The following is a 25,503-nucleotide window of genomic DNA, read 5'->3' as shown; positions in this document are numbered from 1 at the left end:
GGCCGATCACCCTCTCAGGTCGGCTACGCATCGTTGCCTTGGTGAGCCGTTACCTCACCAACTAGCTAATGCGCCGCGGGCCCATCCCTAAGTGTTAGCCGAAGCCAACTTTCCTTCCAACACCATGTGGTGTTGGAAACTATTCGGTATTAGCACCGGTTTCCCGGAGTTATCCCGATCTTAGGGGCAGGTTGCCCACGTGTTACTCACCCGTCCGCCGCTAATCGTTGGGAGCAAGCTCCCTCAGATTCGCTCGACTTGCATGTATTAGGCACGCCGCCAGCGTTCGTCCTGAGCCAGGATCAAACTCTCCGAAAGATGTTTGATCTAGCTAAATTTTAAAGCAAATTGACGAGATTTTAAAAATCTCTTATTTTTAGACTTGCTTGGCGTTTCGTTTTGTTTAGTTTTCAAAGAACAATCTGTATGTCGTGTTAGCGACTTTTATATTATATCAAGATAACTTTTCTTTGTCAACAACTTTTTTAAAAGTTTTTTTGACTTATTTTAACTTGTTATCTCGTTCGCGTTAGCGACTTTTATAATATATCAGAATAACTTATTTTCGTCAACAACTTTTTTTAAAAGTTTTTTTAACGAATGTTCAACGAAGTGAACGATAGTTAATATATCATGGACAACTATTAGGATGCAAGTACTTTTTTACTTTTTTTCGCTTTTTTATATTATTTCTACATAACATCATAAAAATCACATATATCCAATACATTGACATACAACTCTTCATTAAGATTAGCAGTGTTTGTTTGCCTAACCATCCTGATCACTAAGCACGCCCTTTAATGTTCATAAGAATGAATTCCTTCAACAATACACTAAAAATCGGAAAAAGTTCAACACCAATTATATTTTAAAAAAACAGAGACATCCTTCTTGGATGCCCTGCAATGCAATTAATAGTTAACTTCGCTATTCTCTATTGCGTCTCTTCTTCTATTCATTAATATAAATAAAGATAACCCCACCAATACTAATGTTGCACCAAACAATTGTATAGCAGATAGGCTTTCATTAAATAAAAAGTACGCCAATACTGCCGCACCTATTGGTTCAAATAATATAGCCATCGATATTTTTGTTGCACTAACCCATTCAATTGCCCAATTAAAAAGTGAATGCCCCAACAATGTAGGAATGATTGCAAGCAAGATAAATAGGTACCACTCTTTTTTAGGATAATCGAATAACTCCTGGCCGCTCCCCAATACATAGATCAATAATATAATTGCGCTAATACCGTATACAATAAAAGTGTAAGCAGTTAACCCCATTCTTTTACGTACCATTTGTCCAATCAAGAAATAAGCTGTTGCAAGAGCACAAGCTACTATGGCAAGTACATCTCCGAACAAAGCTCCCTTATTATGCGAAAAATCGCTGGCACTAATCAATATACTGCCTGAAATCGCCACAATAATACTTACGACTCCACCGATAGATACTCGTTCCTTAAATAAAAAATAGGTACCTAAAAAAGCAAATATAGGCTGCATTGTGACTAGGACAGTTGAATTAGCCACTGAAGTATACCGAAGAGACTCAAACCAAAAAATAAAATGAAAAGCAAGAAACGCTCCGGCCGCTGCACATAATACCCAATCTTTTTTATTAATCCTTCCTATCTCTTTAACAGCCTCCCTACAAAAGTACGGAATTAGAATTAAACAGGAAAATAACATGCGGTAAAAAGCAATGACACCAGACTCGGCTTCCGAATAGCGAACAAGTATCGCTGAGAAGGATACAGCAATCACTCCTACAACAATGGCAAGATAAGGTTTAAAAAGTGACTGAGTCATATATTATTCCACCCTTTAACTGTAATTTAAACAAATAAATATTCATAATTCATAATTCTGGAACAGATCCGTCTCATATTCTATTCTATATAGAAGAACTTATAAAGGCAGGTTGGCAATATGGATTTCTCAATTGATATACAGATGATTATTAAATTATGCATATCAGCAGTATTAGGGCTTATCATAGGACTGGAACGGGAAATCAAAAGAAAACCTGTTGGTCTGAAAACATCTCTAGTAATCTCAATCGTTAGTTGTTTATTAACTATTGTCTCTATTGAATCTGCATATAATGCAAAAGGATCAGCATATGGAGTCACAGTAACAATGGATCCGCTCCGTCTTGCAGCCCAGATAGTATCCGGAATTGGTTTTATTGGAGCTGGCGTTATATTAAGGAGAGGCAATGACAGTATATCTGGTTTAACTACTGCAGCATTAATTTGGGGAGCAGGCGGAATAGGGATTACAGTAGGTGCAGGTTTTTATATGGAAGCAATAGCAGGTGTAGTTTTGTTAATCATCAGCGTTGAATTGCTGCCCATGTTATTTAATTATATTGGGCCAAAAAAGTTTAGAGAAAAAGAGTTAAACCTCCAGTTAATTATTGCAGAAAAAGACAGTATAGCGCCAATTATAAATTTAATTGAACAAAAAGAGATTTCAATTAAGTCTGTTCGCATAAAAGATCTGACTAACAGTCATCAAATTCGTTTAAGAACCACCATAGACAGCAAAAGACTAATTACAGATGTTTATTATTCCGTTTCCTCTATCGATGGAGTCATGAGCATTGAAATTGAAAATGCATAATCAATAGGAGCAGGAAAGAAGCATAGGCAGTTTCTTTCCTACTCTTTTTTACCCTGCATTATAGCTTGGTTAAGTTAGAAGATTCAGCAAAAATACTTCATACAAGATTGACATTCGTATTAAATTAGTTAAAATAAGGTTGTACATAATTTTATTACTTATTATGGGGCTATAGTTCAGCGGGAGAATGCTTCGCTGGCAGCGAAGAGGTCAGGGGTTCGAATCCCCTTAGCTCCATACCGGAAAACCCTTGTGTAGCAAGGGTTTTTTCTTTTTTTACAGGAGACATCTATGCAAAGAATCGGTTGAGTTGCACAACTAGTGCACAATTTGTTAACTAGGCGTTTGACCTCAGAACTTCAAAGCGGACCTCCATAACAATTATGAGTGAAGATGTACTACTGTATAGTTAGAATTTATTAAGTTATTTTCTATTACAGCCATAATGATCAGCGAGTACATTTCCATTCCCCCCAAATAACATAAAAAACAATTAATAATGATTTGTTAAGGAGCTACAGTCGTTGCTCCTTTTTCTTCTGCTTGAAAGAAGGTTTCTGAGAGTCAAATTCAGAATACAGGTTTTAACTCCTAAGACTTTCTAAGCACTTAAAAAAGACCTTAATTTAAGTTAAGGTCTAAAATTACATATCCATATCCTCATTTATAAATAATTCATCTACTGTTGTATCTAATACAGCAGCTATACTAAAAGCCAATTGTAATGTAGGGTCATATTTATCGTTTTCAATCGCATTTATCGTTTGTCGTGATACATTGCAAAGTTTAGCAAGTTCTTCTTGAGATAGCTTTGCTGATTTTCTTAATTCTCTAATATGATTTTTCAACTTAACCACCATATTTCTTTTTGCAAAATAGTAGTGAGATTAAATACACTAAAGAAATACCTATAAGAGCAGTAAATGGATTTATGCCTTCGTAAGTGTTGTCTGTCCAGAAAGTTACATAAATAGATTCAACAAGATTAATCAATAAATATCCAATAACACCTGCAAATGCAAACGACTGAGCTTTCATCTTAATAAAATCTTTTCTTTCATCACCCAGTTGAGGTAATGACACAAGAGTAACGATGATGAGTAAAACACAAATTGCTAAAATCACAAACAACAGCAAGATAGCTAACCAATCCATTAATGACAGCTCCTTTGAAAATGTAAAAACCTTTTGACATTTTCATTGTATCCATACTCATCATAAATGTCAAAAAGTTTTTACATATCGGACTTCTAAATAATATAGATTATTCAAAGGCAGTGATCTAATGTATCTCAATTCTATAGGTTAACTCCCTGCTATCATCATCACTCTTGCAGTTGTGTTAAAATCAAATCCACTATCTCGGTATATGTTAAATGACCTGTTACTTTCACTTCATTTTCCACTTCCAAATAATCATTTGGGGTCCACCATTTTCGTAAAGCATCTACACCGAACTCTTCCTTTTTATCACGTGAGAGATGACGTTTTACCGTTTCTTCGAATGACAAGTCAAAATAATAGATATATGCCTTTCCGCCATAGAACTGGATTAAGTCATTTAGCATTTGACCATAGCGACTTTTATTCAGAATTCCTTCAACAATGGTGTGTTCACATCTCCCTTTCCCATACTCAGCAATTTGACGAATCAAATCAATCGAAAGATTCCCTTCTCTATCCTCGACCTTCAACATCTCACGCCGAACATTATCTTGAGAAACTAACAGGGTACCTTTTCCTAACTGATCTTGAATGCTTTTAGCAATGGTTGTTTTTCCACTTCCGGAGTTTCCTCTTAGAATAATTAAGTTTGATTCCATCGATCCCATTCCCTATTATGTTTTTTATTTCTCTATAAGCCTCTTATGAAAATAATAATTCGGTATGATTAATCATTTTCCTTTTTATCATCTAAGTAAAAAAGTCGCCTCCTATAAATTAGGAAAGCGACTTTATGTCTCTACTGCTTAAACGGTCTTTTAAATTTAGATCAAAATCCTTACTTAAGTGAATATGTATAGTCTTTAGATACTCTGAACGAAGCTCACTATTAAATAAACAGCGATACAAACCACAATACTTTGTAAGTAAAGGCCTGCTTCCTTCTTTGCAGATTCATCTTTACTATTTTGATTTTTCACGGAACGTACGGAACCATAAAGAATACCTGCAATAACAGCAATTATTAAGGGAACTGTATTCATAGCATCTGCCTCCTTTGTGATTATTCTAACATAGAAGTTTTTCTTATATTATCTATAATGCTTTTGTGTATCAAATCTATTTACTATCCATAAAATAAGTATTACATTAGTTAATTTACCAAAATCTTCAGTATATATTTTTCGGTGAATATTTAGATACTACCTATTAAATTTGTTACGTTAATAAAGGATTAATTACATCTCAGGGGGTTCATAATGAAAAGTGGTAAACTGCTCTTTCTATTAGTATTGAGTATTATGCTGGTTGCTTGCTCATCAAAGGATGAGGAAAATAAAAATTCCGATAATGTGGATGTCAATAAGGGAATGGTAAATGTTGAAGTGACATTACCTGCATCATTTTTTGAAGACACAGATATGGTGAAACTAAAGAAAGAGGCTAAAGAGGACGGGGTAAAAGAAGTAATTGTAAATGATGATGGATCGGTTACATATAAAATGTCCAAATCTAAGCATAAGGAAATGCTGAAAGAGATGGGAGATACAATAGACACTTCCATTAAAGAAATAGAAGCCGATGAAGACTTTCCTTCAATTAAAAAGATAGAACACAATAAATCATTTACAGAGTATACGATTAAAATGGATCAGGAGCTTTATGAAAACAGCAGTATGGACGGATTTGCCTTCTTCAATTTAGCTTATCAATCACTGTACTATCAATTATTTAATGGTGTAAATGAAGATGATTATAAGGTTACCTTCCAGCTAAAGAACGAAGAAACCTCCAAAACATTTGATACCATCGTTTATCCGGATGATATCCAAACAGATGAGAATAAAACAGAAGAGAATAAGTAAGCCAATTTTAAGCTGTCTTCCCGATGAAGGCAGCTCTTTTCATGAATGAATAGTATTTCCACTATACAAATTCTGCTTTTCGTAAAACAATTCAATTGGTTCCCTCTCTTATACTATTTCCTCTTCGGAGCAATTTATTTTAAAAAAATTTCATCTCGATAAAACACCGAGAATCTTCAGTTAAGGGGAGATAATAACTTATTTTTAAAGAAGGTATAAATAGCCTTTCCCCAGATTTGAATACAATTGATTAATTATCTTTCTTCACTTTTATGACCTACTGCTTGCTCTTCCATAAGCTTTTTATAGAAAATCAGTGTTGTATTCTCATTTAATTTTCGGAGTTCACCGGTATTTATATAACCCATTTTTTCATATAGATGACAATTCCGTTCTTCTTCTTTTATCGTGGCCAGTTCCCAGCTTTTTGCTTTGCAATAATAATCTTCAATGATTTTTATTGTTTCCTGTGCAATTCCCATCCCCTGATATTCAGGTAAAATGAACATGGGACTGATTTTATATTCTTCGGTCCCCTCTCTCCACAGAATATTAATGGCTCCAACTAGCTGTTTATTGAACATAATTTTATAAAATACACCATTAGGATTGTTTAATCGTAGGATCAGCCGATCTACTTTTTCATTTGCAGGATTCGTATCGTAATCCTTATATTTTTCTAATAAAGGCATGAACGATTTGCGTTGGATGGCAAATAAAGCTGCTGCATCCTTTTCATCTGCCTTGAGCAATTCAATACTCAAATTATCACTCTCCACTTGCTTCTAATTATTTAGATATGTATCCTGCCACGCTCTTTTCCTACGCCCTTTGTCTCAGCAAAAACGCACTTCTTCATTTATTTCGAATACGATGATAAAAAAACGGAAGGGACTGTAAGAATGGAATCTGAAAATGACTTAAATATATTGGATTTCGCCCTCCCGCTGCTGGATATTATTGTGATTATGCTGACAGACGAAAATCCTGTAAACGGGGTCATCCTTTTAGTGCTATTAAAAGCCGTAACAAACGATCCTTTAATGGAAATATTGTTTATGATATTAGCCATTGTTCTATGGGCTGCCCGACAGAGTGAAGAAGATTGAACTGTTTTTTAATATCAGACAGGCTATCTTGATTCCCACGTTCATCATAGGCTTAAATAACAAAATAATATTCTTGACTGCAAACTTGAAAAAGGCGCTATGTTGTTTAGCCCTTTTTCTTCACATTTAGGTAACATGGTTATGCAGTAATACTACTACACTTTTATAAATATGGGGATGGCGTTGATCGGCATGATTATCTAGCCCAAAATGGAACAGATGAAATAAAAACACGGATTTTATTAAATCTAAGTGTTTTTTGAACATATTATAGGAGTATCATATAGTGAAACGACCGACTGCCTCTCACAATTGTTACATACTTTCCGATTTTATTTTCTCGATGGTAGGGTTTATATAGGATTGGTAGGATTTCCAATAAACAAAAGCAACAAGAACAGATCCGCCTATGGCATTCCCCAAAAAGACAGGTACAAAGTTATTAAAATAATCCATCCAGGTAAAATAACCTTCAAATATTGCTGCCGGAATCACAAACATATTCGCTACTACGTGCTGAAAGCCAATTGCTACAAATGCCATGATTGGAAACCATATCCCTGCTATTTTTCCTGCGATATCGTTTGCACTGTATGAAAGCCAAACACCTAATGCCACAAGCCAGTTACAACCAACACCTGAAATAAGAGCCGGCCAAAAATCAACATCTATTTTATGAGCAGCCACGTCCACCGTTTTTTCGAGAAAGACACCGCTGGCTGTAAACTCTCCTAAGTGGCCAAAGAAATAAGCTACAAAAATAGCACCTGCGAAGTTGCTAATCGTAATCCAAAACCAATTGTGAACTAATCGTGAGAAAGGAATCCGTTTGGCAAGCCAGGCCATTGGCACTGCCATCATATTACCAGTCAATAATTCTCCGCCTGCAATTAAAATTAAAATAAGTCCAAGTGGGAAAACAGATGCACCAATAAATGTTCCAAAGGTCCCCCAGTCTTCAGGCAAGCTTGCGGTTACTCGGATATATAGTAAATAACCCACAGATATATAAGCACCGCCCAAAAATCCCAATAGTAATAAATTTGTTAAAGGTAAACTGGTCTTCTTCACACCTGCTTCTACTGCTGCTATGGCAATTTCCTGTGGAGTTTTGAAACTCATGTATGTTCTCTCCAATCTATGTAATACGTCTTCCACATCATCATATGGAAATAATTATCAATCTATCCAAGTTTATTATATTCGTATTTTAGAAATGCTTAAAGAGAACATTTTATGAATAATTCAAATTCTAATGATGTTAACTAAAAAATCCCCTCCGTTTTTTACAGATGGGGATTTAATTTATATCATTTTTTTATGTTCTTTTAATTCTTCATCAATCATGGAATCGAGTTTTATAATACTGGCTTTCGCTCTTTCATACTCAATCTTCCGATAATGGTGAAGGCCGCCTTCCTCTTCATCTTTTTCATCTGCCCATTTAACAATCTGTTGAAGAGGTGTTCTAACAATATCATTTGAAGGTAAAAAGGAATCTGTATGAAATAAAATTGCGAGGGAGATCGTTTTCGCCTGAACCGGATTTTCACCAAGCCTTATTAATAATTTATGCGCTCTTTCAGCGCCCTTAATTGGATGTATATCGTTCTTTCTATATAAATCATAATCCCATTTACCATTACGGTACCAAGTAAAATGTCCAATGTCATGGAGCAGACCTGCTTTTGCTGCAGAATCGACATCGATATTCTGTTCTTTCGCTAAATGAAAGGCATGGTAAGCAACGGCAATTGCATGTGCCAAGCCAGAACGATTTAAATATTTTTGAGCAATGCGATGCTCAAATATATCAAGTAAAGTTACTTCTCTCATAAGGTCTCCCTCCCTGGTTATTTTTGTATATTTATAGAGATAAATATATATTTTTGTGCATTATAGCATGGATACTTCACTGTTTAAAAGGAATTTATTATTCTATAAAATTATCTTGTTTCTGTACTTTTAAACGAAATTTTACAATCAGCCTTCCTTTACACCCTTATTCGCATTCATTCTTTTGCACTTTATGGCTAGTATTATCGCTAATCTTGGAAAACCGTGGCAGCTTGTCAAGATATTAACATGGACCAAGTTATTATTCATTATTGTATGTTCATGCCCTGTCTTTAAAAACGGCAAAATTCGTAGTTGGGCAGATACTAGTTTAGAAAAAACATAAGTATTTCCGAAAAACTCCCACACAAAAATATCCAGGTTGACTTGTTTATCATCATCTAAAAAGGGAATTTTGTGAATACAGGAGGAGGAGTACAAATGAATCAGTATCAAACTTTTTTCTTCGAGGATGATGGTAGGATACCTAATAATCCAAACTTACCAGTCATTCTATATAATCAAGCTGTAGACAGCCCTGAATCCACTATGGAAAGCCTATTTAATGAAAATCAATGGCTAAATAGTTGGACAAATGGGGTATTTGACTATCATCATTATCACAGTAATTCTCATGAGGTACTAGGGGTTATTAGAGGTGAAGCCACCCTTATGATTGGCGGTGAAACAGGAAGGAAGATTCATGTTCAGTCAGGTGATGTGATTATTCTTCCAGCCGGAACCGGCCATAAACGCCTTAGAGCCAGCTCTGACTTTTCTGTCGTTGGAGCATATCCAAATGGGATGGACTATAACACTAAATACGGGAAAGAAAATGAACGTCCTGAAGTATTAGAGGAAATTAGCAAGGTTCCCATCCCAAAGACTGATCCTATTAACGGTAAGGATGGTCCTCTGATAAAAGAGTGGCAGGTATAATTTCAAAAGAAGATATGCATGTTATACCGTTTGATAAAGTAGTGTGACTTTAAATTGTTCAGCGATTAATCTCCTGATTTTTTAGCGTTCTGCAAAACAATATTTTACTGTCTTTCAAAATGTTTCAAAGACTATTAATAGGGAATAAAGAACTTACTAAAATGAATATATAGGGGAATTATTATATGCCGGATACAAAAACAAATTTAAGTTTATTAGAAAAACAAGATATGACCAATCCACAAATCGTACCACAATGGGTAACAGAAGAATACCAAACATTTCATAACATTGTTACAAACCCAACATTTCCATGTTACTTTGGTATGAAAGCAGAAAATAAAGGAGAACTCCGTTATGCGTATATGACTCATAATGATTGGTCCTCTCTTCCAAAAGCAGTAGAAAGCTTTCTTGAACTATTTAAGAATCCACCTCATATAAGACACGGTTTATTTGTTTTTGTTGAACCTGAAAAAGAGGAACGCGATATCCCTTACTATAGAGATTATTTTTGGAGAATCCTACAGTATTTACACGAGCATGATCCGAAGCTTTGGCCTGAGGATAAACCGAAGGATCCTGAACATTTCCTTTGGGACTTTCACTTTGCCGGTGAACCATTCTTTATCTTCGGCAATTGCCCTGCCTACAAGCAACGGAAAACCCGTGACCTCGGTAATAGTTTAGTTCTTGGCTTTCAACCGCGAATGATTTTTGAAGGACTTGAAGGGACTGAAAAAGGCGGAATCATGTCCAGAGAGAAAGTTCGTGAACGAGTAGAGAAATGGGATCAGCTCCCTAAGCATCCGGATATCAGTCATTATGGGGATCAAAACCATAATGAATGGAAGCAATACTTTATCGGTGATGATATAGAACCAATCGCTGGGAAATGTCCATTTCACCATAAAGATTCATAATCATATAAAAAAGAAGCTGATCATTGAATCAGCTTCTTTTTTATAGAGTGGGAGCTTGTACGCCTTCAAGATTCGATACATTATTTAATAATCTGTTGAACCCGTCCCACCTGACCATCCGTTAACCGTACCTTAATGCCATGCGGATGTGTTGCTGAATTGGTTAAAATATCTTTAACGATACCGCGAGTTAATGCACCTGAGCGCTGGTCTTTTTTTAACACGATATCGACTTCCAGTCCTGCTCGTATATCACTACGATTCTTTCCATTGTTCATTTTTCTAACCTCCCTTATTTATCTCGATCCATAAATACATTCATTGAGCATAACGTAATCTATCCACTAATGGTATAATGGACAAATAGTAAAATCCACTTTTTTGGAGGCAATATGTTAACTTTTGAAGAAAAAATTGCAATTATAGAGTCCTTTAAGGAACTCGAACGTAAAAATGTTTCACTTGGGCGTATCAACTATCAATATCCTGAAAGCAAATTAGATAAATCGAATGTTGTTTATCACCTGCATCCAAACGGTAATGGTTTCGTTTATGCAGAAGGCATTCCTGGGTACCGTGTGGGTCAAAAGGGATTGGTGAATATCAAGGATTTTTCCGCTGAGCAATTAGAAACTATCATAGCTAAATCCATAGAGCTTCTATCTACTGATCCTTATGAAGATTATGCTGGCGATATAGCAGGTGAAGAAGAAATCTGGAGGAATAACGAAGGACATACTCTTACCGTTATAGCAGAAGAGGATATGTGGAATGTATATGCTGGCTTAAACCTAGATGGCACATTCCCATCCTACAATGAAGCAAAATCTTATTTAATGGAAGAAGGATTCCATAAAGTAAAGTAAACGAACCTAACAGCCCGTTGGTAATCCATAATCCAATGGGCTGTTCCTATTTAATCCAACAAATAAACGGACCATGCAGACACTATCTAATTTATTTACCTGAAAACTCTGCCTTTCGCTTCATAAAGAAGGCACTGATTCCCTCCATCGCATCCTCCGAACGGGCTATTTTCAGCATATTCTCTAGTTCAATTGAGATTCCATCTTCTAAGGAAACTTCTGTACCTCTCCCCACAGAATCAAGGATCCCTTTAAGCGCAAGCGGCGGCCCTTCAGCTAAATTGGCTGCAATCGCTAAAGTTTCATACTTCAGCATTTTAGCAGGCACAACTTTGTTGATTAAACCATACTCCAATGCTTTTATCGCCGAAATTTTTTCACCGCTTAAGATTAATTCAAGAGCCCGCCTGCGGCCAATCAATCTTGGCAGCCGTTGGGTCCCCCCATAGCCAGGCATAATTCCGAGCTTTATTTCTGGAAGAGCAAACTCTGCTGTGTCTGCAGCTATTACCAAGTGGCAAGCCATTTGCAATTCATTCCCACCACCCCGCGCACGACCGTTTATGCTTGCAATGATAGGTTTAGAGAAAGACTCAATTCGGTTAAATAGATCATGCATCCCTTGAATCGTTGCCCTCGCTTTTTCCGGATCCGCTAAATCTGCAAATTCATTTACATCTGCACCAGCTGAAAAAGATTTTTCTCCTGCTCCGGTTATTATAATAGCTCTAATTGTATGATTGTTTTCGATATCATCCAAATAGGTGCCAATCTCATATAATGTATCTCTGCTCAATGTATTTAGGGGAGGTCGATTAATCGTAATGATTGCCACCTTATCAGTTACCTCCAACAAACAATTTTGCCCCATTCCCCTACCTCCCTTTCCAGTATTACAGCAATTGCCTGACCAAAACCGATACACATGGTTGCAAGCCCAAATCTTCCGTTTGTTCTTTCCAATTCATTAAGTAAAGTGGCTATAATACGAGCTCCACTTGCGCCCAGAGGATGGCCCAATGCGATCGCTCCTCCATTCGGATTTACTTTATCCATATCTGGTTCCAGCTCTTTCGCCCATGCTAATACAACTGAAGCAAAGGCTTCATTCACTTCAAAAATATCGATATCATCCATGGAAAGACCTGCCTTATCCAATACCTTTTGTGTTGCCGGGATAATAGCACCGGTAACAAGAGCTACTTTTCCTTCCAGTGAAAATGACATACTTATTAATCTCCTTTCGATTTAGGCAATGACAGGCCAACTGCTACTTCATTAGCAGCTACCTCGATCTCTGCATATGCGTCTTCTTCATACATTTGTTCAATAACTTCTTTATACTTTTCTTCTATTTCTTTAAAACGTACCTTTAAGGACGGAGTCATCTCCCCACCCTCCACAGTCCATTCTTTCGTTACAATGATTAGTTTTTTGGGCTGTTCATAGCGTGCGAATTTATGAGTATTGGATTTTACTTCTCTCGTAATCAATTCCTGTACTTTTTTATTCGTAACCAACTCATTGACAGAACCACGAATGCCCTTCCTTTTGCACCAGCTCTTAAGATTTTCATAATTTAGAGTTAATAAGACGATTACATACTTCTGATTTTGTCCAACCAAAACGGCATTTTCTATATAAATACTTTGGTGAAGTGCATTTTCCACAGGCTGTGGAGCCACATTTATCCCCGAAGTAAGTACTATAATCCGCTTCTTTCGATCCACAATTCTTAAGAAGCCATCTTCATCAAACTCGCCTATATCGCCAGTCTTGAACCACCCATTTTCAAAGTGTTCCTTGGTAGCCTCTTCATCATGATAGTAACCTTTCATGATACTTGGGCCTTTAACAAGTACCTCACCATCATCTGAGATATGGACGTCCAGGTTCGGCAATGGTTTTCCTACTGTTCCAACTTTGGTTCTGGAAAACGGATTTACGCAGATAACGGGGGAGGTTTCTGTCAGGCCATATCCTTCAAGGACCGGAAGATCAACACACCAGAAAAACTTCCCGATTTCTGGATTTAAAGCTCCTCCGCCTGATATAAAGCCTCTGATTCTTCCACCCAATTGTTTTTTTACTTTTTGGTAGACAAGTTTATCAGCTATTTTCCACTTTCTCCTAAACTCTTTCGGTAGTTCACTTTTACGAACCATTACATCTGTAGCACTGGATAAATAATATTTATATCTTGTATTTCCGACTTTAAGTGCCCAGTCAAAAATTTTTCTGCGAATAGGGGTACCGGATTCGACCATCTTTTGAGCCTGGGCATATACTTTTTCAAATAACAATGGGACACTGACTAGGATGGTAGGTTGTACTTCTAGAAGGTTTTGTTGTACGGTATCAATATTTTCTGCATAAGCAATTGTTGCACCAACTGACAAAGGAAAAAATTGACCTGCCATACGTTCAAATATGTGGGATAGTGGTAAGTGGGATAACATGATGTCGTCAGGCCGGGCTTCCAACACCCAAAATTGAACGCCTTCAACATTTGATAAAATATTTCCATGCGTTAACATTGCACCTTTTGGATAACCAGTTGTTCCCGAGGTATGAATAATCGTTGCTAAATCATCTCTTGTTATTGCCTGGAACTCATCTTCCCAGTTAAATAAAGGATGTTTTTCACCTGCTGACATTAATTGTTCCATTGTCAGCATATCTTCTTTCTTTTCTGCTAAGGAATCACCGGGATAAAAGATAATCAGTTTATCGAGAGTAGAATTAGCAAGAATCTTTTGCAGTTGCTTTTGATTTTCTACAAAAAGAAACTTACAGTCTGCATTACTGAGAATGTAAGAAATCTGATCAGATGGTAAAGTTGAATGGATTGGCACACTGACTGCACCCAAACTCATAATCGCTATATCGCTTATAGCCCAGTAAGGATTATTATCAGATAATATGGCTACATGATCACCAAAGCCAACCCCATAATGTGCCAGTCCGGCAGCCGTTTGTGAAACCTGTATCCAAAAATCCCTGTATGTGATCCCCTTATATTCACCTGCTACTTTAACCAAAAAACCATTCTTTTGTGAATTTTTTTCGGCTGTTCTCCAAACCATCTCTACCAAATTTGCAGGTTTCATAAAACACCTCCCTTAGGCCTACACGTCGTAGGGTCACGAAGACGTTGCCACACGATGTGGCGTTTTTAGTCTTTGGTCCACCTTACATGGTCTCCGTTTTTAGCGAGATCTAGCTTCCGTGGCTAAAAGCTCGGGACATAAGCATAGCCTCTTCGGGGGAAGTTCATCCCCTATGAGCCTCTGTCTTATGCTCCTCGCTTTTGAGCAAGCCACTCCAGCTTTTCTTGAGATCTAGCTTCGGCTCCTAGCTCCTCGAGTCATAAGTGTAGCCACTGCTGGAGGGAGAACACCTCCCTACGTGACTCCTCTTATGCTTGTCGGAGCTGAACAGTCGCCTCAGCCTTTCTTATAAATATTCCTTTACGTTATATTGTTTCAGTATTCCTTCTAGTTTGATTGCTTTTCCGATGTCGCCTTTGATTTTTAGTTTGCCGGACATGAAGGCTACGGTTCCGTTTAGTTTGCCGAGAAGGAATTGGCGGAAGTTTTCGACAGACATGGTGAGTGTACAATCCGCTGGTGTTTCTTCTCCTTCGACTACCTCTGCCTGACCATCGTGTATATTAAGCTGATAGATTCCTTCTTCGGAACCGGTGATTGTGAATTGATAGCGTGTCGTAATTCCTTGAATTGGCTGAGGATCGTTTTTAAGTGCTTCCTCAATTTTTTCAAAAGACTCTCTTAATGTATAATCTTCAATTGCTTTTCCCATTTTAAAATTCCTCCCTTTATTATTAAAGGATATTTTTTTTATTTTTCAGTTTTATTTAGATGCAGCATTTTTGTCCTGTCGTTTCACCACCTCCTGAACGTATTTATAAAATCATTACACACGAATACCATATGGTTCATACAGATGACGCGCAATAATTAATTGCTGAATTTGATTAGTCCCTTCAAAAATGTCATAAATTTTTGCGTCACGATATAATTTCTCGACTAGATGTCCCTCAAGACCATATGGACCGAGTATTTCCTGACAGGCTGAAGTAACCTCCAAAGCAATCTTTCCACCATAGGCCTTACACATGGCTGCTTCTTTTGCATTCGGTTTTCCCAAATCTGCTTTCCAGGCAGCTTCCCAGGTTAACAGACGAGCTCCCTGAATTTTTTGCTGCATCTCTGAGAAGAGTCTCAGGGCTTGATGATAATGATTGCCGTGCTGAGGATATTCTCTTTTTACAAAATCCAATGTATATTCATAGGACGCTCTTGCAATTCCGGTAGCCATAGCTGCGATTATGGGCCTTGTGTTATCGAATGTTTTCATAGCAACCCTGAAGCCACCTGATCCATTCGCTTTATTGACATAGGCCTCTTCTCCACCTAAAAGGTTTCCATCCGGAACAAAGCAATCCTCAAACACAAGTTCTGCTGTTTCAGAAGCACGAAGACCCATTTTTTCCGCCAATCTCGAGCATGAGAAGCCGGGTGTACCTTTTTCTATAACAAATGCCCGGTGACCAGCCCTACCTAAATTGCGGTCTACCGTAGCAAATACAACAACCCAGGAAGCTCTTTTGCCATTTGTAATAAATATCTTCTGCCCGTTTATCACATAACCGCCGTCCACTTTAACAGCTGTCGTCTGTAAACCGGATACATCAGAACCTGCCTCTGGTTCAGTCAAAGCATATGCTCCCCACTTCGGTTTCTCATCTCTGGAGAAAATGGATAAAAAACGTTCCTTTTGTTCCGGTGTGCCGCTATGCTGAACAGGCGGACCTCCAAGCCCTGGCCCGGGTAGCGTCAAGGCAATCGCGCAATCTCCCCAGCCTAATTCCTCAGAGGCAATGACTCCCAATCGATTTCCTTGGCGCTCCTTCGCTTTTTTAAAATCTTTTTTCTTTTTATCATCATTGGACTCTCCAAAAGAAGACATGCTTAAAGAAATTCCGAGTTGATTTACTTTATCCAGCCAATCATCCGGTACTTTCTTTAATTGATCGGCAATCATGGATACCGGTCGCATTTCATTTTCAGCAAACCAATGGACCACTTCCTTAACTTGACTTTGATGTGGCGTCAACTCGTATGTGATCATTACTCATCCCCCTCTCCTTACCATACATGATCCAGTTTCCTGCCCTGATTTCTAAATCGCCCTCTTGTTCAAACCAACCGACTTGTGCCTGAGCGTCCCTCATCCACTTCTCAACAGGATGGTCCTGAACATATCCATGCCCACCAAGGAGCTGTACAGCTGAATCTGTTACATATCGAAGCGATTGATGGGCTTTTTTAAGTGCCTGGATACTGTGGAAAACAGCATCAGTTTCACCTTCATCAATTTGTTTTGCCGTATATAAAACAAGATGCCTTGCTGCACCCGTCTGGATAGCCATTTGTGCAAGGTTAAAAGAAACACCCTGGAATTTTGCGATTTCTACCCCAAACGCTTTTCTCTGGGAGGTATATTCAACTGTGTAATCAAGGGCAGCTGCCATAACACCAATTTCTTTTGCAGCCTCTAACGTACGTACACGGCTCAATGATTGATCCATCCAAGTTTCAGCTTCGGCACCACTAGCCAAAATATTGTTTTTGGAAACGCTTACTTCTTTAAGCTGAATTCTCGAAAAGCCGGCACTCAATAGCCCCAAGCGATAATCACCGTCAAGCACTCTCCAAGAATGATTATTGTCTTGATCTATCCAGAACAACACCGCTTCACCATTAGTAGCAGTTCCTGCAATTAATAGATATTCAGCCTTTCTGGCATTTTTCAGCGGACTCGTTTCTCCATCAATGATGTATCCATTGTCTATTTTTTTAATTTGGAGTTTATGTTGATTGGGATAAACAAAGGCGACTGTTGGGCAAATTCCCGTTTCACACTGAGTTTGATAAAAAGAAAATGCGTTATGATCCTCTTTTAGTCGAATAAACGATGCTCCCTCCCCGGCTCCTGGAAGCCCCTGAATAGTATCAAGGTCACCATAAGCAAGCGCCTCAACAATCTGTACCTGGGAAACGAGCGGCAATTCCAGGCCACCGTATGATTCAGGCAGTTCCAAATTTAATAATCCAAGGTCACTCAACTTTCTGACCACGTCCTCACTTACACCCTGATTTTTTTCCGTTTGCCTGGCATAGGGACGGATCTTTTGAATTGCAAAATCCTTTGCTACATCAACAAATGCCTTTTCTTCCTCACTTGGTAAAAAAGAAACCAACTTTCTCCCTCCTTCATATCAATAGTTTATTAATTTGAGAGACTGCTAAATGAGCGCATGACCAATCGGTTTAATAATCTAGCAAGATATTCTACATCTGTCTTTTGGTGATTTGGTTCCCGGAATTTTTGAATGACGACCTCATTGATTGCTCCAACCATTGCCTGAGAGATGATCCTAACTTCCTGTCCATTCACATTCTCCGGAAACTCCTGGTAAGCAAAAAAAAAGATAAGATCTGCGAAACTTTTAAGTGCTTCTCGTCTGACCAGTTCTACTTCGAAAGAAACTCCGACTGATTCGAGTAAAATAAAATTGGCAACAGCCTTATTGGAAAAGCAAATTTCCAAATAGCGAAGAATTCCGGCATATGCTTTATAACCAATGCGTGGTTCCCGTAAAGCTGCAAGCTTAATCTCTTCTGCAACTTCTCCAATCAAACTTTCACAAAGTGCAACAATCAAAGTCTCTTTATTGCCGAATTGTTGGTAGAACGTTGTTTTCGAGACATGTGCATACTCAACTATGTCCAGAACTGATGTATTCTTGTAACCTCTTGTAGTGAATAATTGCAGGGCTGCATATAGCATTTTATCTCTTGCTTCGGTCGGCAGGTCATTTACATATAACATTCTTATCATTCCAATCCCATGTGTGAGTACGAATACGTATTGGTATCATCATACCTACACAAAAGGGAAATTTCAACAAAATTGTTAGAAAATTTAATTTATTTTCTTCAACAAAAAAAGAGCCTCCCAAAGTAAAATGGGCGGCTCTTAAATGAAAATGTTTATTTAAATATTTCAGGATAGATTTTTTCAGCTATCAATTGCAAGCCTTCTGTTAAACGTGGTCCCGGTCTTGACACTGTGTCATTATCTACATCATAAACCTGCTTATTTTGAACGGCAGGTACCTCGGACCAAGCTTTTCTTCCATATACCTTTTCTTCTGGATTTTCAATATAATAGCCATATGTAGTAAGAATAACATCAGGATTGCGATCAATGACTTGTTCTTCATTCATTGTTACCCAACCCTCTTGATCAGCGGCAATATTCTCTGCCTGAATGATATCAAGCATTTCGTCTATATAGGTTCCGTTAGCCGCTGTATATAAATCCGGTGAGGAAGATACTTCAATCCAAACCTTCTTCTTATCTTTTATAGCACTTGCTTTCTCTTTAATTTCTGCTACTTCTTTTTTCATATCCGAAATAATTTCATCAGCTTTGTCTGATGTTCCGGTTGCTTTAGCAATCAATTCAATTGTTCCATATGCACCATCAAACGAATTGGCGTCAGGTACGATAATAACATCAATACCAGCTGTCTGGAATTGTTTAATGGTATCCTTAGCATTATTAAAATGACTGGCAGAAAGCAATAAAAGATCCGGATTTAATTCCAACACTTTTTCAATATTGATTTCTAACCCGCCGACCTTAGGTTTGTCAGCAGCTTCTGTAGGAAAATTACAATAATCTGATACACCAATGATTTTCTCTCCAAGACCTAGTGCATAGGCCGTTTCAGTATTGCTTGGCAGCAAGGATACGATCGTGTCCGGCTTTTCCTCAATCTTGATGCTTTCTCCGGATCCATCCCTTACCTCAACAGGAAAGGCTGTGGACGTTGATTCAGAAACCTCTTTCTTCTGGTTTGAGTCATCTTCAGTTGACGAACACCCAAACATTAACATAGATAGCGTAAGCATTAGCATAAATAAAAATAAATAGTTTTGCTTTTTTAGCATAGTTATTCCCCTTTCCAACATAATAAAAAAGCCTTAGCTCGAAAAAAGCTAAGGCGAAAATCCACATTAAAATAACAGGATTGGACGCCTACTTTTCCCTCCGAAAAATAGTACATACAAAAGAAAGAGCAGGTCTCCTGGCTGACGCATCAATTTACTCTGATTTACCTTCCCATGCTCTAAACAAAGAGCCGGTGGTTTACAAATCATTTCATCCGCGTATACAGTAGCGGGGGCTGCACCGGATTTGCACCGGTTTCCCTATTATCCTAATAAATAAGGCACTCTTACACTATTCAATATTTATATTTTTTATATAATCAGCTATCTTCATTCTTCTTCATATTCAACATCAGTATGTTCCCTGCAAAATTGTAAAACCATCGATAATTCATCTTCCTCAAGCTCAAAATCCAAAATACTTTGTGTTTCACTTTCTATAAACTCATATTTTGAAATTTGGTCCTGATTTTCATCCATTACATATATAACACGCAACAGAAGACCCTTATCGGTATATAGTTCATCTTCCTCGGGAACGGAAATCTCCAGTACATATTCGAACCTTTCTCCAGAAAGGATACCAAACGGGTCTTCCAGTTTCTCAACTGTATAACTTTGTATCTCGATCATCTTTATCAACCTTTCTAAAATGCTTATGTCTATTATACATGTTCAATCTCTTTATTAAACATTTTACCCAATTATTCAACTCCGTTTAGGAATATTTTTTAACAAGAATCAAAAACTATATTAAAATCACTTAATCCATAGGAGTTTATTATGCGTACTCTATCTGTTCTCACATTGCTCATTATCCAGCTTCTTATTCCATCTGAAACATTTGCAAAGACAGCCTACCTCAGTTTTGATGATGGTCCCTCAAACATCACACAGGAAATCCTCGATATCCTCAAAGTTCAGGATGTTAAGGCAACCTTTTTTGTAACGGGAACAGCCAGCCCGGGACATATGTATTTATATAAAGATATCGTAAAAAATGGACACGCTCTTGGACTGCATTCCTATTCTCATAATTATTCCAAAATCTATCGATCCAAGGATACTTTTTTTAAAGACATTACTCAACTGGAAGAATTTTTGGAAAGGGAAGTAGGCGTAAGCCCGAAAATCCTACGATTCCCCGGCGGCTCCAATAACTATGTCGCAAAACAATATGCCGGGACTGATTTAATGGATCAATTAAAGACTGAGGTAATAAAAAGAGGATATAAATATTATGATTGGAACTGCGATGCTAACGATGGATTAAATCCTCCAATTCCAGAAAAAAAATTACTTAAATTAATTATGCAAGGGGTAGGTGAAAAAGAAAATCTCTATATCCTCCTGCATGATTTTAACGGCAATACAACAATCGTGGATGGGCTTCCGGAAATCATTCGCCGTCTGAAACATAAGGGATACACCTTTAAAATAATGGATGAGTCCACACCAACTTTTGAATTTTAAAAATGATAAATACTCCTATCAGTTCAAATCGCAAATGCTGTCCATTATTCTGTAACGCTTCTTTTCTAACCTGAAATAAGGTTTACATTATAAAACAAACGCCCTTTCAGGTAGGGGCGTTTTGTTTTTTATTATTCGACTACAAGGTAATTGCCATGTTCCATATTGATTACGTATTCTGGCTTTGGGGGCTTACCTCCGTGCTCCTTGATTTTCGCTTTATGGCCAGCGATATGCTCAGGGCTCTTTTCCCATGCTTTCCATGCTTCCTCTGATTCCCAGCGGATAATCATGACAACTTCTTCTTCCCCACGCGTTGTTTTTTTCACTAATAACTCCCGACTTATAAAGCCTTCACGCTGCTCAATTAACGACGGACCTTGATCTGGCTTCTTTTTGAAGCGTTCCAATATCTTGTCTGAATTTCCCTCTGTCACTATCCACTTACGGATTTGAACAAACATACATAATCGCCCCTTATTAAAGGAGCATGCCCCACTTGAGACATGCTCCTTGTTATGAAGATTATTTTAATTCATTTAAGATTTCATCTAATTTTTCTGCTTCAGTCGTTACACCGTTACTTGAGAAGTACCAGTTAACACCGTCTAAGTAGACAATTTTGCCTTCTTTGTAAGCACTGGTTTTTTTGATAATATCATTTTCAATATCTTTTTTAATTGTTTCTACATCAGAAGCAGTACGGTCGATAATTAACAATACTTCTGGATCAACAGAAAGGATTGACTCATAAGAGAAATCAGAACCGTGGGAAGATGCTTCGATATCAGTTGTTGCTGGCTTGAAGCCAAAGTCATTATATACATATGCGAAACGTGAATCTTCACCATTGTCGAAACCGGAGATTTTCTTGTCATTGTACATCGCTACCAATGCATTTTCATAACCAGCAGCTTTTTCTTTTACTGCATCAACTTTTTCTTGTAATGAAGCTTTCAATTCTTTGCCTTTTTCTTCTTTATCAAAGATTTGAGCTGCTAAATCAACTGTTTCATATACAGCCTCTATGTAATTATCATTGTCAGAACCAATGAAAATAACGTTAGGTGTGATTTCTTTTAATTGTTCATAAAATGGTGTTTGACGACCAGAGATGAAAATAACATCCGGCTCAGCAGCTGCTACTGCTTCAAAATCGATTTGCTTTAGTGTACCAACATCGGCAACACCCTCAGCAACATATTTTTCTTTTAAATGCGCTGGCATATTTCCTTTACCGCCACCAGCAGCTACGCCTACGATTCCTTCAACACCTAATGCATCAAGTGTATCTAAAAAGCCATAATCCAGAGCAATAATGCGTTCTGGCATTTTATCTAATTTTACTTCTTCAAATGTAGTTGTCGTACCCTTTTCTTCATCTTCACGTGATTCTGTTAAGGAAGATACTGTCATTGGAAATTTAGAACTTTCGACAGTTTCTTTTTCTTCTGTTGGTTTTGTCTCAGAAGACTCCCCTGTTGTTGACTCGTCACCTGAGTTACAAGCTGTCAACATTAATGTTAACGCTGCCAAAGCAGTTAAAGTTTTCCATTTCTTCATCCTTTGTTCTCCTCCTAAAATACGCTGTTGGTAATTGAAAACGATTATCATTTTCAATCGACATTATCATTCTAAATGAGAATCACAAAATATGTCAACTCTTTTGAAGTGTTTGATAAATAATTTTATTTTTCCTATCTGACCTAACGAGAATTAGACATGGATGATTTCGTATCATTCTCGAGATATTCTCTCCTTGAAAAGTTAAATATCAGTTAGAAATGTGCTCAGCAAAAGAAATACTATAAAAAAAGACTCCAAAATAACAGCTATTTTGGAGTCTTCGCGAAAACTTAAGTATACGACCCTTAACTTGAACAAGATTTTGCTGCTGTCAATTATTCCAAAAATATAAGGCCAGAATCTATTTTAGAATCTAATGTGAATTAAAGTATACACATATACGACATCCATCTTGCTCTTGTACAGGAATATGCATGTCATATACATCACGCAAGGATTCTGAGTTAATAATCTCATGCGCTGGACCGTCCTTTATCAGACGCCCATCCTTTAACGCCACTATGCGATCAGAGTATACAGAAGCAAAGTTGATATCATGCAAGACAATTACAACCGTTTTCCCTAACTCATCTACCAGCTTGCGCAGTATTTTCATAATTTGCACAGAGTGTTTCATATCCAGATTGTTTAATGGCTCATCTAATAAAATATAATCCGTATCTTGTGCAATAACCATTGAAATAAAGGCACGTTGTTTTTGACCGCCTGATAACTCATCCAACAGCTTATCCTGCATATCTGTTAAGTTTAAATACTCCAGTGCTTGGTCTACAATTCGTTCATCATCTGCATTCAGCCGCCCTTTTGAATATGGATAGCGTCCAAAAGAAACAAGCTCGCGTACGGTTAAACGAATATTCAAGTGATTGGTCTGCCTTAAAATAGCCACCCGCTTTGCAAAAGCATCTGATTTCATTTTCTTAACGTCAGTTTGATCTAAAAATACTTCACCTGTATCAGCATCTAAGAGACGGCTCACCATTGATAATAACGTTGATTTACCAGCGCCATTTGGACCAATAAAAGAAGTGATAGCTCTTGGTTGGATTTGCAATGTTACATTTTCAATAACAGATTTTTTCCCAAAGCTTTTAGAAAGCCCTTTAATATCAATCATCCTGCTTTCCTACTTTCCCTTAGTAATAAGTAAATAAAGTAAATCCCACCGACAAAGTTAATAACGACACTAATCGTTGTATTCAAATGGAAAACATGCTGAACAAGAAATTGTCCTCCGACAAGCGCAATAATACTGATCAAGCTTGCCCCAATGATTAATATCGAATGCTTATATGTAGCCAAATATTGATAGGCTAAATTCGCCACAATTAATCCTAAAAATGTTACAGGTCCAACCAGTGCGGTAGAAGTAGCGATTAAAATAGACGATAGAATCAGCACTTTCAGCACGATTTTATCATAGGCGACACCAAGATTAATCGCGTTATCTCGACCTAGTGATACAACATCTAAATCACGTAATAACCGATAGCCATATATAAAGGCGGTACATAAAATAACAATAGCAATGCTCAGTAATTCCGTCTTCACGTTCATAAAGCTGGCAAACAAGCGAGCTTGCAAACTTTCATATTCCACAGGATCAATTAGAACTTGCATGAACGTTACCAGACTTCCGAGTAATGTTCCAAGTATCATACCTGCTAATAATAGAAGAAAAATTGGATATTTATCTGCCCTGAATAAAAAACGATACAAAATCAATGCGAATACTACCATCGCAATGATTGCTACACTAAAGTTTAAGTAACGGCTTACAACGAAGATTGAAGCCGACCCTGCCGTAAAATAAATGACAGTTTGAACGACTTCATACATCGAGTCGATCCCCATAACAGATGGTGTTAATAAACGGTTATGTGTAATGGTTTGGAATATAACACTTGCATACGCAATTGCCGTTCCGGTAATAACCATAGCAACTATGCGCTCAATACGCTTTGGAAAGGCGTAACTAAAACCGCCCTGAATATTATAGAAAGCAAATAAAGCCATACATCCAATTGCAATAACAGCTAAAATAATTAGCTTTACACTATTTTTTCGCATATGCTTTCCCCCTAAACAACATAATTAAGAAGATCGCACTGCCAATTACTGCAACTGTAGTATTTACAGGTATCTCATATGGATGGACAATCAATCGGCTTAGAATATCACATGCCAATAAGAATGCCGCCCCCATGAATATTGTATGAGGGATTGTTTTACGTAAATTATCGCCCAAATAAAGGGAAACCAGATTTGGTACAATCAACCCTAAAAACGGAATAATCCCTACCGTTAAAATGACTGTTGTAGAAATTACCGCTACGATAACTAGACCAATGTTTAACACTGTACGATAACTTAAACCCAGGTTTTTCGCAAAATCCTCACCCATACCAGCTACTGTGAATTTATTTGCATATAGATAAGCAATGATAATTGCTGGAACCGCTACATACAACAGTTCATAGCGTCCTGAAACGATCAAGGTAAAACTCCCCAAGAAAAACGTATCTACATTTTGCAGAACATCCGCTTCATATCCAATGAATGTTGAAATCGCCCCGATGATATTACCGTACATAATTCCGATAAGAGGGACGAATATGACATCTTTGAATTTAATGCGCTCAAGTAAATTCATAAAAATAAATGTACCAATTAATGCGAATGCAAAACTAAATAGTATTTGCCCCATATAGGACATATTAGTAAAAAACACCATAGAGACAATGACACCTAGTTTTGCTGCATCTAGCGTACCAGCCGTTGTCGGTGATACAAACTTGTTTCGGCTTAAGCTTTGCATAATTAAGCCCGCAATTCCCATTCCTGCACCAGCTAAAATAATGGCCATTAACCGTGGTAATCGACTCATCAAGAAGATTTGCGTCTTGTCTGAATCTAAATCTAGTAAATCACTCGGTTTAATATCAATAGCCCCTATAAATAGCGAAATAAAGGATAGGATAATAGTTACTAATACTAACATCCATAGTCTCATTGCAATCCCCGTCAAATTAGTTTCTCAACAACATTACTGATAATGAT

29 protein-coding genes, 1 tRNA gene, 1 rRNA gene, 1 pseudogene and 1 riboswitch are annotated in these 25,503 nt (G+C 37.5%); of the genes and pseudogenes, 8 read left to right on the top strand and 24 right to left on the bottom strand.

The window, feature by feature from the left end; genetic code table 11:
- Both FHY45_RS15015 and FHY45_RS15010 read right to left on the bottom strand, forming a co-directional pair.
- Window positions 1-318, bottom strand: a 16S ribosomal RNA gene (locus FHY45_RS15015); the annotation flags it as partial.
- A gap of 596 nt (window positions 319-914) precedes the next feature.
- Window positions 915-1,820, bottom strand: coding sequence for a DMT family transporter (locus FHY45_RS15010; protein WP_066106823.1), 906 nt, complete (start codon window positions 1,818-1,820; stop codon window positions 915-917).
- 120 nt (window positions 1,821-1,940) lie between these two features.
- Between FHY45_RS15010 and FHY45_RS15005 the strand changes: the two genes are divergently transcribed.
- Complete coding sequence (locus tag FHY45_RS15005) at window positions 1,941-2,636, top strand: MgtC/SapB family protein (RefSeq protein WP_066106820.1); 696 nt, start codon at window positions 1,941-1,943, stop codon at window positions 2,634-2,636.
- Between the two features lie 165 nt (window positions 2,637-2,801).
- Window positions 2,802-2,873 (top strand) — tRNA-Ala (locus FHY45_RS15000).
- 407 nt (window positions 2,874-3,280) lie between these two features.
- Here FHY45_RS15000 and FHY45_RS14995 read toward each other — a convergent pair.
- The 4 genes from FHY45_RS14995 to FHY45_RS14980 form a co-directional block, all read right to left on the bottom strand.
- Complete coding sequence (locus FHY45_RS14995) at window positions 3,281-3,484, bottom strand: helix-turn-helix transcriptional regulator (RefSeq protein WP_066106817.1); 204 nt, start codon at window positions 3,482-3,484, stop codon at window positions 3,281-3,283.
- 1 nt (window position 3,485) lies between these two features.
- Window positions 3,486-3,791 carry a hypothetical protein gene (locus tag FHY45_RS14990; protein WP_066106813.1) on the bottom strand — a complete coding sequence of 102 codons (306 nt, stop codon included), beginning with the start codon at window positions 3,789-3,791 and terminating at the stop codon, window positions 3,486-3,488.
- Between the two features lie 170 nt (window positions 3,792-3,961).
- On the bottom strand, window positions 3,962-4,459 hold the full coding sequence (locus FHY45_RS14985; protein ID WP_373925485.1) for a kinase: 498 nt from the start codon (window positions 4,457-4,459) through the stop codon (window positions 3,962-3,964).
- 204 nt (window positions 4,460-4,663) lie between these two features.
- Complete coding sequence (locus FHY45_RS14980) at window positions 4,664-4,843, bottom strand: hypothetical protein (protein ID WP_066106805.1); 180 nt, start codon at window positions 4,841-4,843, stop codon at window positions 4,664-4,666.
- A gap of 216 nt (window positions 4,844-5,059) precedes the next feature.
- Between FHY45_RS14980 and FHY45_RS14975 the strand changes: the two genes are divergently transcribed.
- On the top strand, window positions 5,060-5,665 hold the full coding sequence (locus tag FHY45_RS14975) for a hypothetical protein (protein ID WP_139892338.1): 606 nt from the start codon (window positions 5,060-5,062) through the stop codon (window positions 5,663-5,665).
- A gap of 254 nt (window positions 5,666-5,919) precedes the next feature.
- On the opposite strand, the gene FHY45_RS14970 is transcribed toward FHY45_RS14975, so the two are convergent.
- On the bottom strand, window positions 5,920-6,429 hold the full coding sequence (locus FHY45_RS14970) for a GNAT family N-acetyltransferase (RefSeq protein ID WP_180349988.1): 510 nt from the start codon (window positions 6,427-6,429) through the stop codon (window positions 5,920-5,922).
- Between the two features lie 138 nt (window positions 6,430-6,567).
- Here FHY45_RS14970 and FHY45_RS14965 point away from each other — a divergent pair, with 138 nt between their 5' ends.
- Window positions 6,568-6,774, top strand: coding sequence for a hypothetical protein (locus tag FHY45_RS14965; protein ID WP_066106799.1), 207 nt, complete (start codon window positions 6,568-6,570; stop codon window positions 6,772-6,774).
- Window positions 6,775-7,089: 315 nt separating this feature from the next.
- Here FHY45_RS14965 and FHY45_RS14960 read toward each other — a convergent pair whose 3' ends face one another.
- Window positions 7,090-7,896 (bottom strand): formate/nitrite transporter family protein, encoded by an 807-nt coding sequence (locus tag FHY45_RS14960; protein WP_139892337.1) that lies wholly within the window; start codon window positions 7,894-7,896, stop codon window positions 7,090-7,092.
- A 183-nt stretch (window positions 7,897-8,079) separates the two neighbouring features.
- The gene (locus FHY45_RS14955) at window positions 8,080-8,610 is read right to left on the bottom strand and encodes an HD domain-containing protein (RefSeq protein WP_066106793.1); all 531 of its coding nucleotides are present in this window, start codon (window positions 8,608-8,610) and stop codon (window positions 8,080-8,082) included.
- Between the two features lie 441 nt (window positions 8,611-9,051).
- Here FHY45_RS14955 and FHY45_RS14950 point away from each other — a divergent pair, with 441 nt between their 5' ends.
- Window positions 9,052-9,549, top strand: a complete 498-nt coding sequence (locus tag FHY45_RS14950; RefSeq protein ID WP_139892336.1) for a cupin domain-containing protein — start codon at window positions 9,052-9,054, stop codon at window positions 9,547-9,549.
- 185 nt (window positions 9,550-9,734) lie between these two features.
- Complete coding sequence (locus FHY45_RS14945) at window positions 9,735-10,472, top strand: YqcI/YcgG family protein (protein WP_139892335.1); 738 nt, start codon at window positions 9,735-9,737, stop codon at window positions 10,470-10,472.
- A gap of 80 nt (window positions 10,473-10,552) precedes the next feature.
- On the opposite strand, the gene FHY45_RS14940 is transcribed toward FHY45_RS14945, so the two are convergent.
- Complete coding sequence (locus FHY45_RS14940) at window positions 10,553-10,750, bottom strand: YwbE family protein (RefSeq protein ID WP_139892334.1); 198 nt, start codon at window positions 10,748-10,750, stop codon at window positions 10,553-10,555.
- Window positions 10,751-10,864: 114 nt separating this feature from the next.
- Between FHY45_RS14940 and FHY45_RS14935 the strand changes: the two genes are divergently transcribed.
- Window positions 10,865-11,338 carry a hypothetical protein gene (locus FHY45_RS14935; protein WP_139892333.1) on the top strand — a complete coding sequence of 158 codons (474 nt, stop codon included), beginning with the start codon at window positions 10,865-10,867 and terminating at the stop codon, window positions 11,336-11,338.
- A 91-nt stretch (window positions 11,339-11,429) separates the two neighbouring features.
- Here the strand turns inward: FHY45_RS14935 and FHY45_RS14930 are convergent, their stop codons facing one another.
- From FHY45_RS14930 to FHY45_RS14890, 9 genes and pseudogenes are all read right to left on the bottom strand, one after another.
- Window positions 11,430-12,209, bottom strand: a complete 780-nt coding sequence (locus FHY45_RS14930; RefSeq protein ID WP_139892332.1) for an enoyl-CoA hydratase/isomerase family protein — start codon at window positions 12,207-12,209, stop codon at window positions 11,430-11,432.
- Window positions 12,182-12,535, bottom strand: a pseudogene (locus FHY45_RS14925) (hypothetical protein); the annotation flags it as partial. The pseudogene FHY45_RS14925 and the gene FHY45_RS14930, both read right to left, overlap by 28 nt.
- A 35-nt stretch (window positions 12,536-12,570) precedes the next feature.
- A complete protein-coding gene (locus FHY45_RS14920; RefSeq protein ID WP_139892331.1) occupies window positions 12,571-14,448 on the bottom strand; it encodes an AMP-dependent synthetase/ligase in 1,878 nt (625 codons plus the stop codon).
- A gap of 346 nt (window positions 14,449-14,794) precedes the next feature.
- Window positions 14,795-15,160: an SCP2 sterol-binding domain-containing protein gene (locus FHY45_RS14915; RefSeq protein WP_066106771.1), complete on the bottom strand. Its 366-nt coding sequence runs from the start codon at window positions 15,158-15,160 to the stop codon at window positions 14,795-14,797.
- Window positions 15,161-15,274: 114 nt separating this feature from the next.
- Window positions 15,275-16,492, bottom strand: coding sequence for an acyl-CoA dehydrogenase family protein (locus tag FHY45_RS14910; protein ID WP_139892330.1), 1,218 nt, complete (start codon window positions 16,490-16,492; stop codon window positions 15,275-15,277).
- The gene (locus tag FHY45_RS14905) at window positions 16,452-17,624 is read right to left on the bottom strand and encodes an acyl-CoA dehydrogenase family protein (protein WP_066106764.1); all 1,173 of its coding nucleotides are present in this window, start codon (window positions 17,622-17,624) and stop codon (window positions 16,452-16,454) included. Before FHY45_RS14905 ends, FHY45_RS14910 begins: the two co-directional genes overlap by 41 nt.
- A 29-nt stretch (window positions 17,625-17,653) precedes the next feature.
- Window positions 17,654-18,265, bottom strand: coding sequence for a TetR/AcrR family transcriptional regulator (locus tag FHY45_RS14900; RefSeq protein WP_139892329.1), 612 nt, complete (start codon window positions 18,263-18,265; stop codon window positions 17,654-17,656).
- Window positions 18,266-18,417: 152 nt separating this feature from the next.
- Window positions 18,418-19,383: an ABC transporter substrate-binding protein gene (locus tag FHY45_RS14895; RefSeq protein WP_139892328.1), complete on the bottom strand. Its 966-nt coding sequence runs from the start codon at window positions 19,381-19,383 to the stop codon at window positions 18,418-18,420.
- A 110-nt stretch (window positions 19,384-19,493) separates the two neighbouring features.
- Window positions 19,494-19,687: riboswitch (cobalamin riboswitch) on the bottom strand.
- Window positions 19,688-19,713: 26 nt separating this feature from the next.
- Window positions 19,714-20,016, bottom strand: a complete 303-nt coding sequence (locus tag FHY45_RS14890; RefSeq protein ID WP_139892327.1) for a DUF6509 family protein — start codon at window positions 20,014-20,016, stop codon at window positions 19,714-19,716.
- A gap of 150 nt (window positions 20,017-20,166) precedes the next feature.
- On the opposite strand from FHY45_RS14890, the gene FHY45_RS14885 reads away from it, so the two are divergent.
- Complete coding sequence (locus FHY45_RS14885) at window positions 20,167-20,856, top strand: polysaccharide deacetylase family protein (protein ID WP_066106751.1); 690 nt, start codon at window positions 20,167-20,169, stop codon at window positions 20,854-20,856.
- Between the two features lie 131 nt (window positions 20,857-20,987).
- Here FHY45_RS14885 and FHY45_RS14880 read toward each other — a convergent pair whose 3' ends face one another.
- The 5 genes from FHY45_RS14880 to FHY45_RS14860 all read right to left on the bottom strand — a co-directional run bounded on the left by FHY45_RS14880 (window position 20,988) and on the right by FHY45_RS14860 (window position 25,456).
- On the bottom strand, window positions 20,988-21,320 hold the full coding sequence (locus FHY45_RS14880) for an antibiotic biosynthesis monooxygenase family protein (RefSeq protein WP_066106747.1): 333 nt from the start codon (window positions 21,318-21,320) through the stop codon (window positions 20,988-20,990).
- A gap of 61 nt (window positions 21,321-21,381) precedes the next feature.
- Window positions 21,382-22,419 (bottom strand): siderophore ABC transporter substrate-binding protein, encoded by a 1,038-nt coding sequence (locus FHY45_RS14875; protein WP_066106744.1) that lies wholly within the window; start codon window positions 22,417-22,419, stop codon window positions 21,382-21,384.
- A 376-nt stretch (window positions 22,420-22,795) separates the two neighbouring features.
- Complete coding sequence (locus FHY45_RS14870; RefSeq protein WP_066106739.1) at window positions 22,796-23,560, bottom strand: iron ABC transporter ATP-binding protein; 765 nt, start codon at window positions 23,558-23,560, stop codon at window positions 22,796-22,798.
- A complete protein-coding gene (locus FHY45_RS14865; RefSeq protein ID WP_066106734.1) occupies window positions 23,557-24,513 on the bottom strand; it encodes an iron chelate uptake ABC transporter family permease subunit in 957 nt (318 codons plus the stop codon). The genes FHY45_RS14870 and FHY45_RS14865 overlap by 4 nt, the downstream gene beginning before the upstream one ends.
- On the bottom strand, window positions 24,500-25,456 hold the full coding sequence (locus tag FHY45_RS14860) for an ABC transporter permease (RefSeq protein ID WP_066106731.1): 957 nt from the start codon (window positions 25,454-25,456) through the stop codon (window positions 24,500-24,502). The genes FHY45_RS14865 and FHY45_RS14860 overlap by 14 nt, the downstream gene beginning before the upstream one ends.
- Between the last annotated feature and the right edge of the window lie 47 nt (window positions 25,457-25,503).

The sequence above is a fragment of the Bacillus sp. D386 genome, from assembly GCF_006346415.1.
The sequence above is the reverse complement of the archived record's forward strand: the minus strand, read 5'-3'. Positions and strand labels throughout refer to the sequence as shown.

Coding starts and splice junctions, on each gene's coding strand:
- FHY45_RS15010 (WP_066106823.1), bottom strand. CDS start 1,820: ATGACTCAGTCACTTTTTAAACCTTATCTTGCCATTGTTGTAGGAGTG.
- FHY45_RS15005 (WP_066106820.1), top strand. CDS start 1,941: ATGGATTTCTCAATTGATATACAGATGATTATTAAATTATGCATATCA.
- FHY45_RS14990 (WP_066106813.1), bottom strand. CDS start 3,791: ATGGATTGGTTAGCTATCTTGCTGTTGTTTGTGATTTTAGCAATTTGT.
- FHY45_RS14985 (WP_373925485.1), bottom strand. CDS start 4,459: ATGGAATCAAACTTAATTATTCTAAGAGGAAACTCCGGAAGTGGAAAA.
- FHY45_RS14980 (WP_066106805.1), bottom strand. CDS start 4,843: ATGAATACAGTTCCCTTAATAATTGCTGTTATTGCAGGTATTCTTTAT.
- FHY45_RS14975 (WP_139892338.1), top strand. CDS start 5,060: ATGAAAAGTGGTAAACTGCTCTTTCTATTAGTATTGAGTATTATGCTG.
- FHY45_RS14965 (WP_066106799.1), top strand. CDS start 6,568: ATGGAATCTGAAAATGACTTAAATATATTGGATTTCGCCCTCCCGCTG.
- FHY45_RS14960 (WP_139892337.1), bottom strand. CDS start 7,896: ATGAGTTTCAAAACTCCACAGGAAATTGCCATAGCAGCAGTAGAAGCA.
- FHY45_RS14955 (WP_066106793.1), bottom strand. CDS start 8,610: ATGAGAGAAGTAACTTTACTTGATATATTTGAGCATCGCATTGCTCAA.
- FHY45_RS14950 (WP_139892336.1), top strand. CDS start 9,052: ATGAATCAGTATCAAACTTTTTTCTTCGAGGATGATGGTAGGATACCT.
- FHY45_RS14945 (WP_139892335.1), top strand. CDS start 9,735: ATGCCGGATACAAAAACAAATTTAAGTTTATTAGAAAAACAAGATATG.
- FHY45_RS14940 (WP_139892334.1), bottom strand. CDS start 10,750: ATGAACAATGGAAAGAATCGTAGTGATATACGAGCAGGACTGGAAGTC.
- FHY45_RS14935 (WP_139892333.1), top strand. CDS start 10,865: ATGTTAACTTTTGAAGAAAAAATTGCAATTATAGAGTCCTTTAAGGAA.
- FHY45_RS14930 (WP_139892332.1), bottom strand. CDS start 12,209: ATGGGGCAAAATTGTTTGTTGGAGGTAACTGATAAGGTGGCAATCATT.
- FHY45_RS14920 (WP_139892331.1), bottom strand. CDS start 14,448: ATGAAACCTGCAAATTTGGTAGAGATGGTTTGGAGAACAGCCGAAAAA.
- FHY45_RS14915 (WP_066106771.1), bottom strand. CDS start 15,160: ATGGGAAAAGCAATTGAAGATTATACATTAAGAGAGTCTTTTGAAAAA.
- FHY45_RS14910 (WP_139892330.1), bottom strand. CDS start 16,492: ATGATCACATACGAGTTGACGCCACATCAAAGTCAAGTTAAGGAAGTG.
- FHY45_RS14900 (WP_139892329.1), bottom strand. CDS start 18,265: ATGATAAGAATGTTATATGTAAATGACCTGCCGACCGAAGCAAGAGAT.
- FHY45_RS14895 (WP_139892328.1), bottom strand. CDS start 19,383: ATGCTAAAAAAGCAAAACTATTTATTTTTATTTATGCTAATGCTTACG.
- FHY45_RS14890 (WP_139892327.1), bottom strand. CDS start 20,016: ATGATCGAGATACAAAGTTATACAGTTGAGAAACTGGAAGACCCGTTT.
- FHY45_RS14885 (WP_066106751.1), top strand. CDS start 20,167: ATGCGTACTCTATCTGTTCTCACATTGCTCATTATCCAGCTTCTTATT.
- FHY45_RS14880 (WP_066106747.1), bottom strand. CDS start 21,320: ATGTTTGTTCAAATCCGTAAGTGGATAGTGACAGAGGGAAATTCAGAC.
- FHY45_RS14875 (WP_066106744.1), bottom strand. CDS start 22,419: ATGAAGAAATGGAAAACTTTAACTGCTTTGGCAGCGTTAACATTAATG.
- FHY45_RS14870 (WP_066106739.1), bottom strand. CDS start 23,560: ATGATTGATATTAAAGGGCTTTCTAAAAGCTTTGGGAAAAAATCTGTT.
- FHY45_RS14865 (WP_066106734.1), bottom strand. CDS start 24,513: ATGCGAAAAAATAGTGTAAAGCTAATTATTTTAGCTGTTATTGCAATT.
- FHY45_RS14860 (WP_066106731.1), bottom strand. CDS start 25,456: ATGAGACTATGGATGTTAGTATTAGTAACTATTATCCTATCCTTTATT.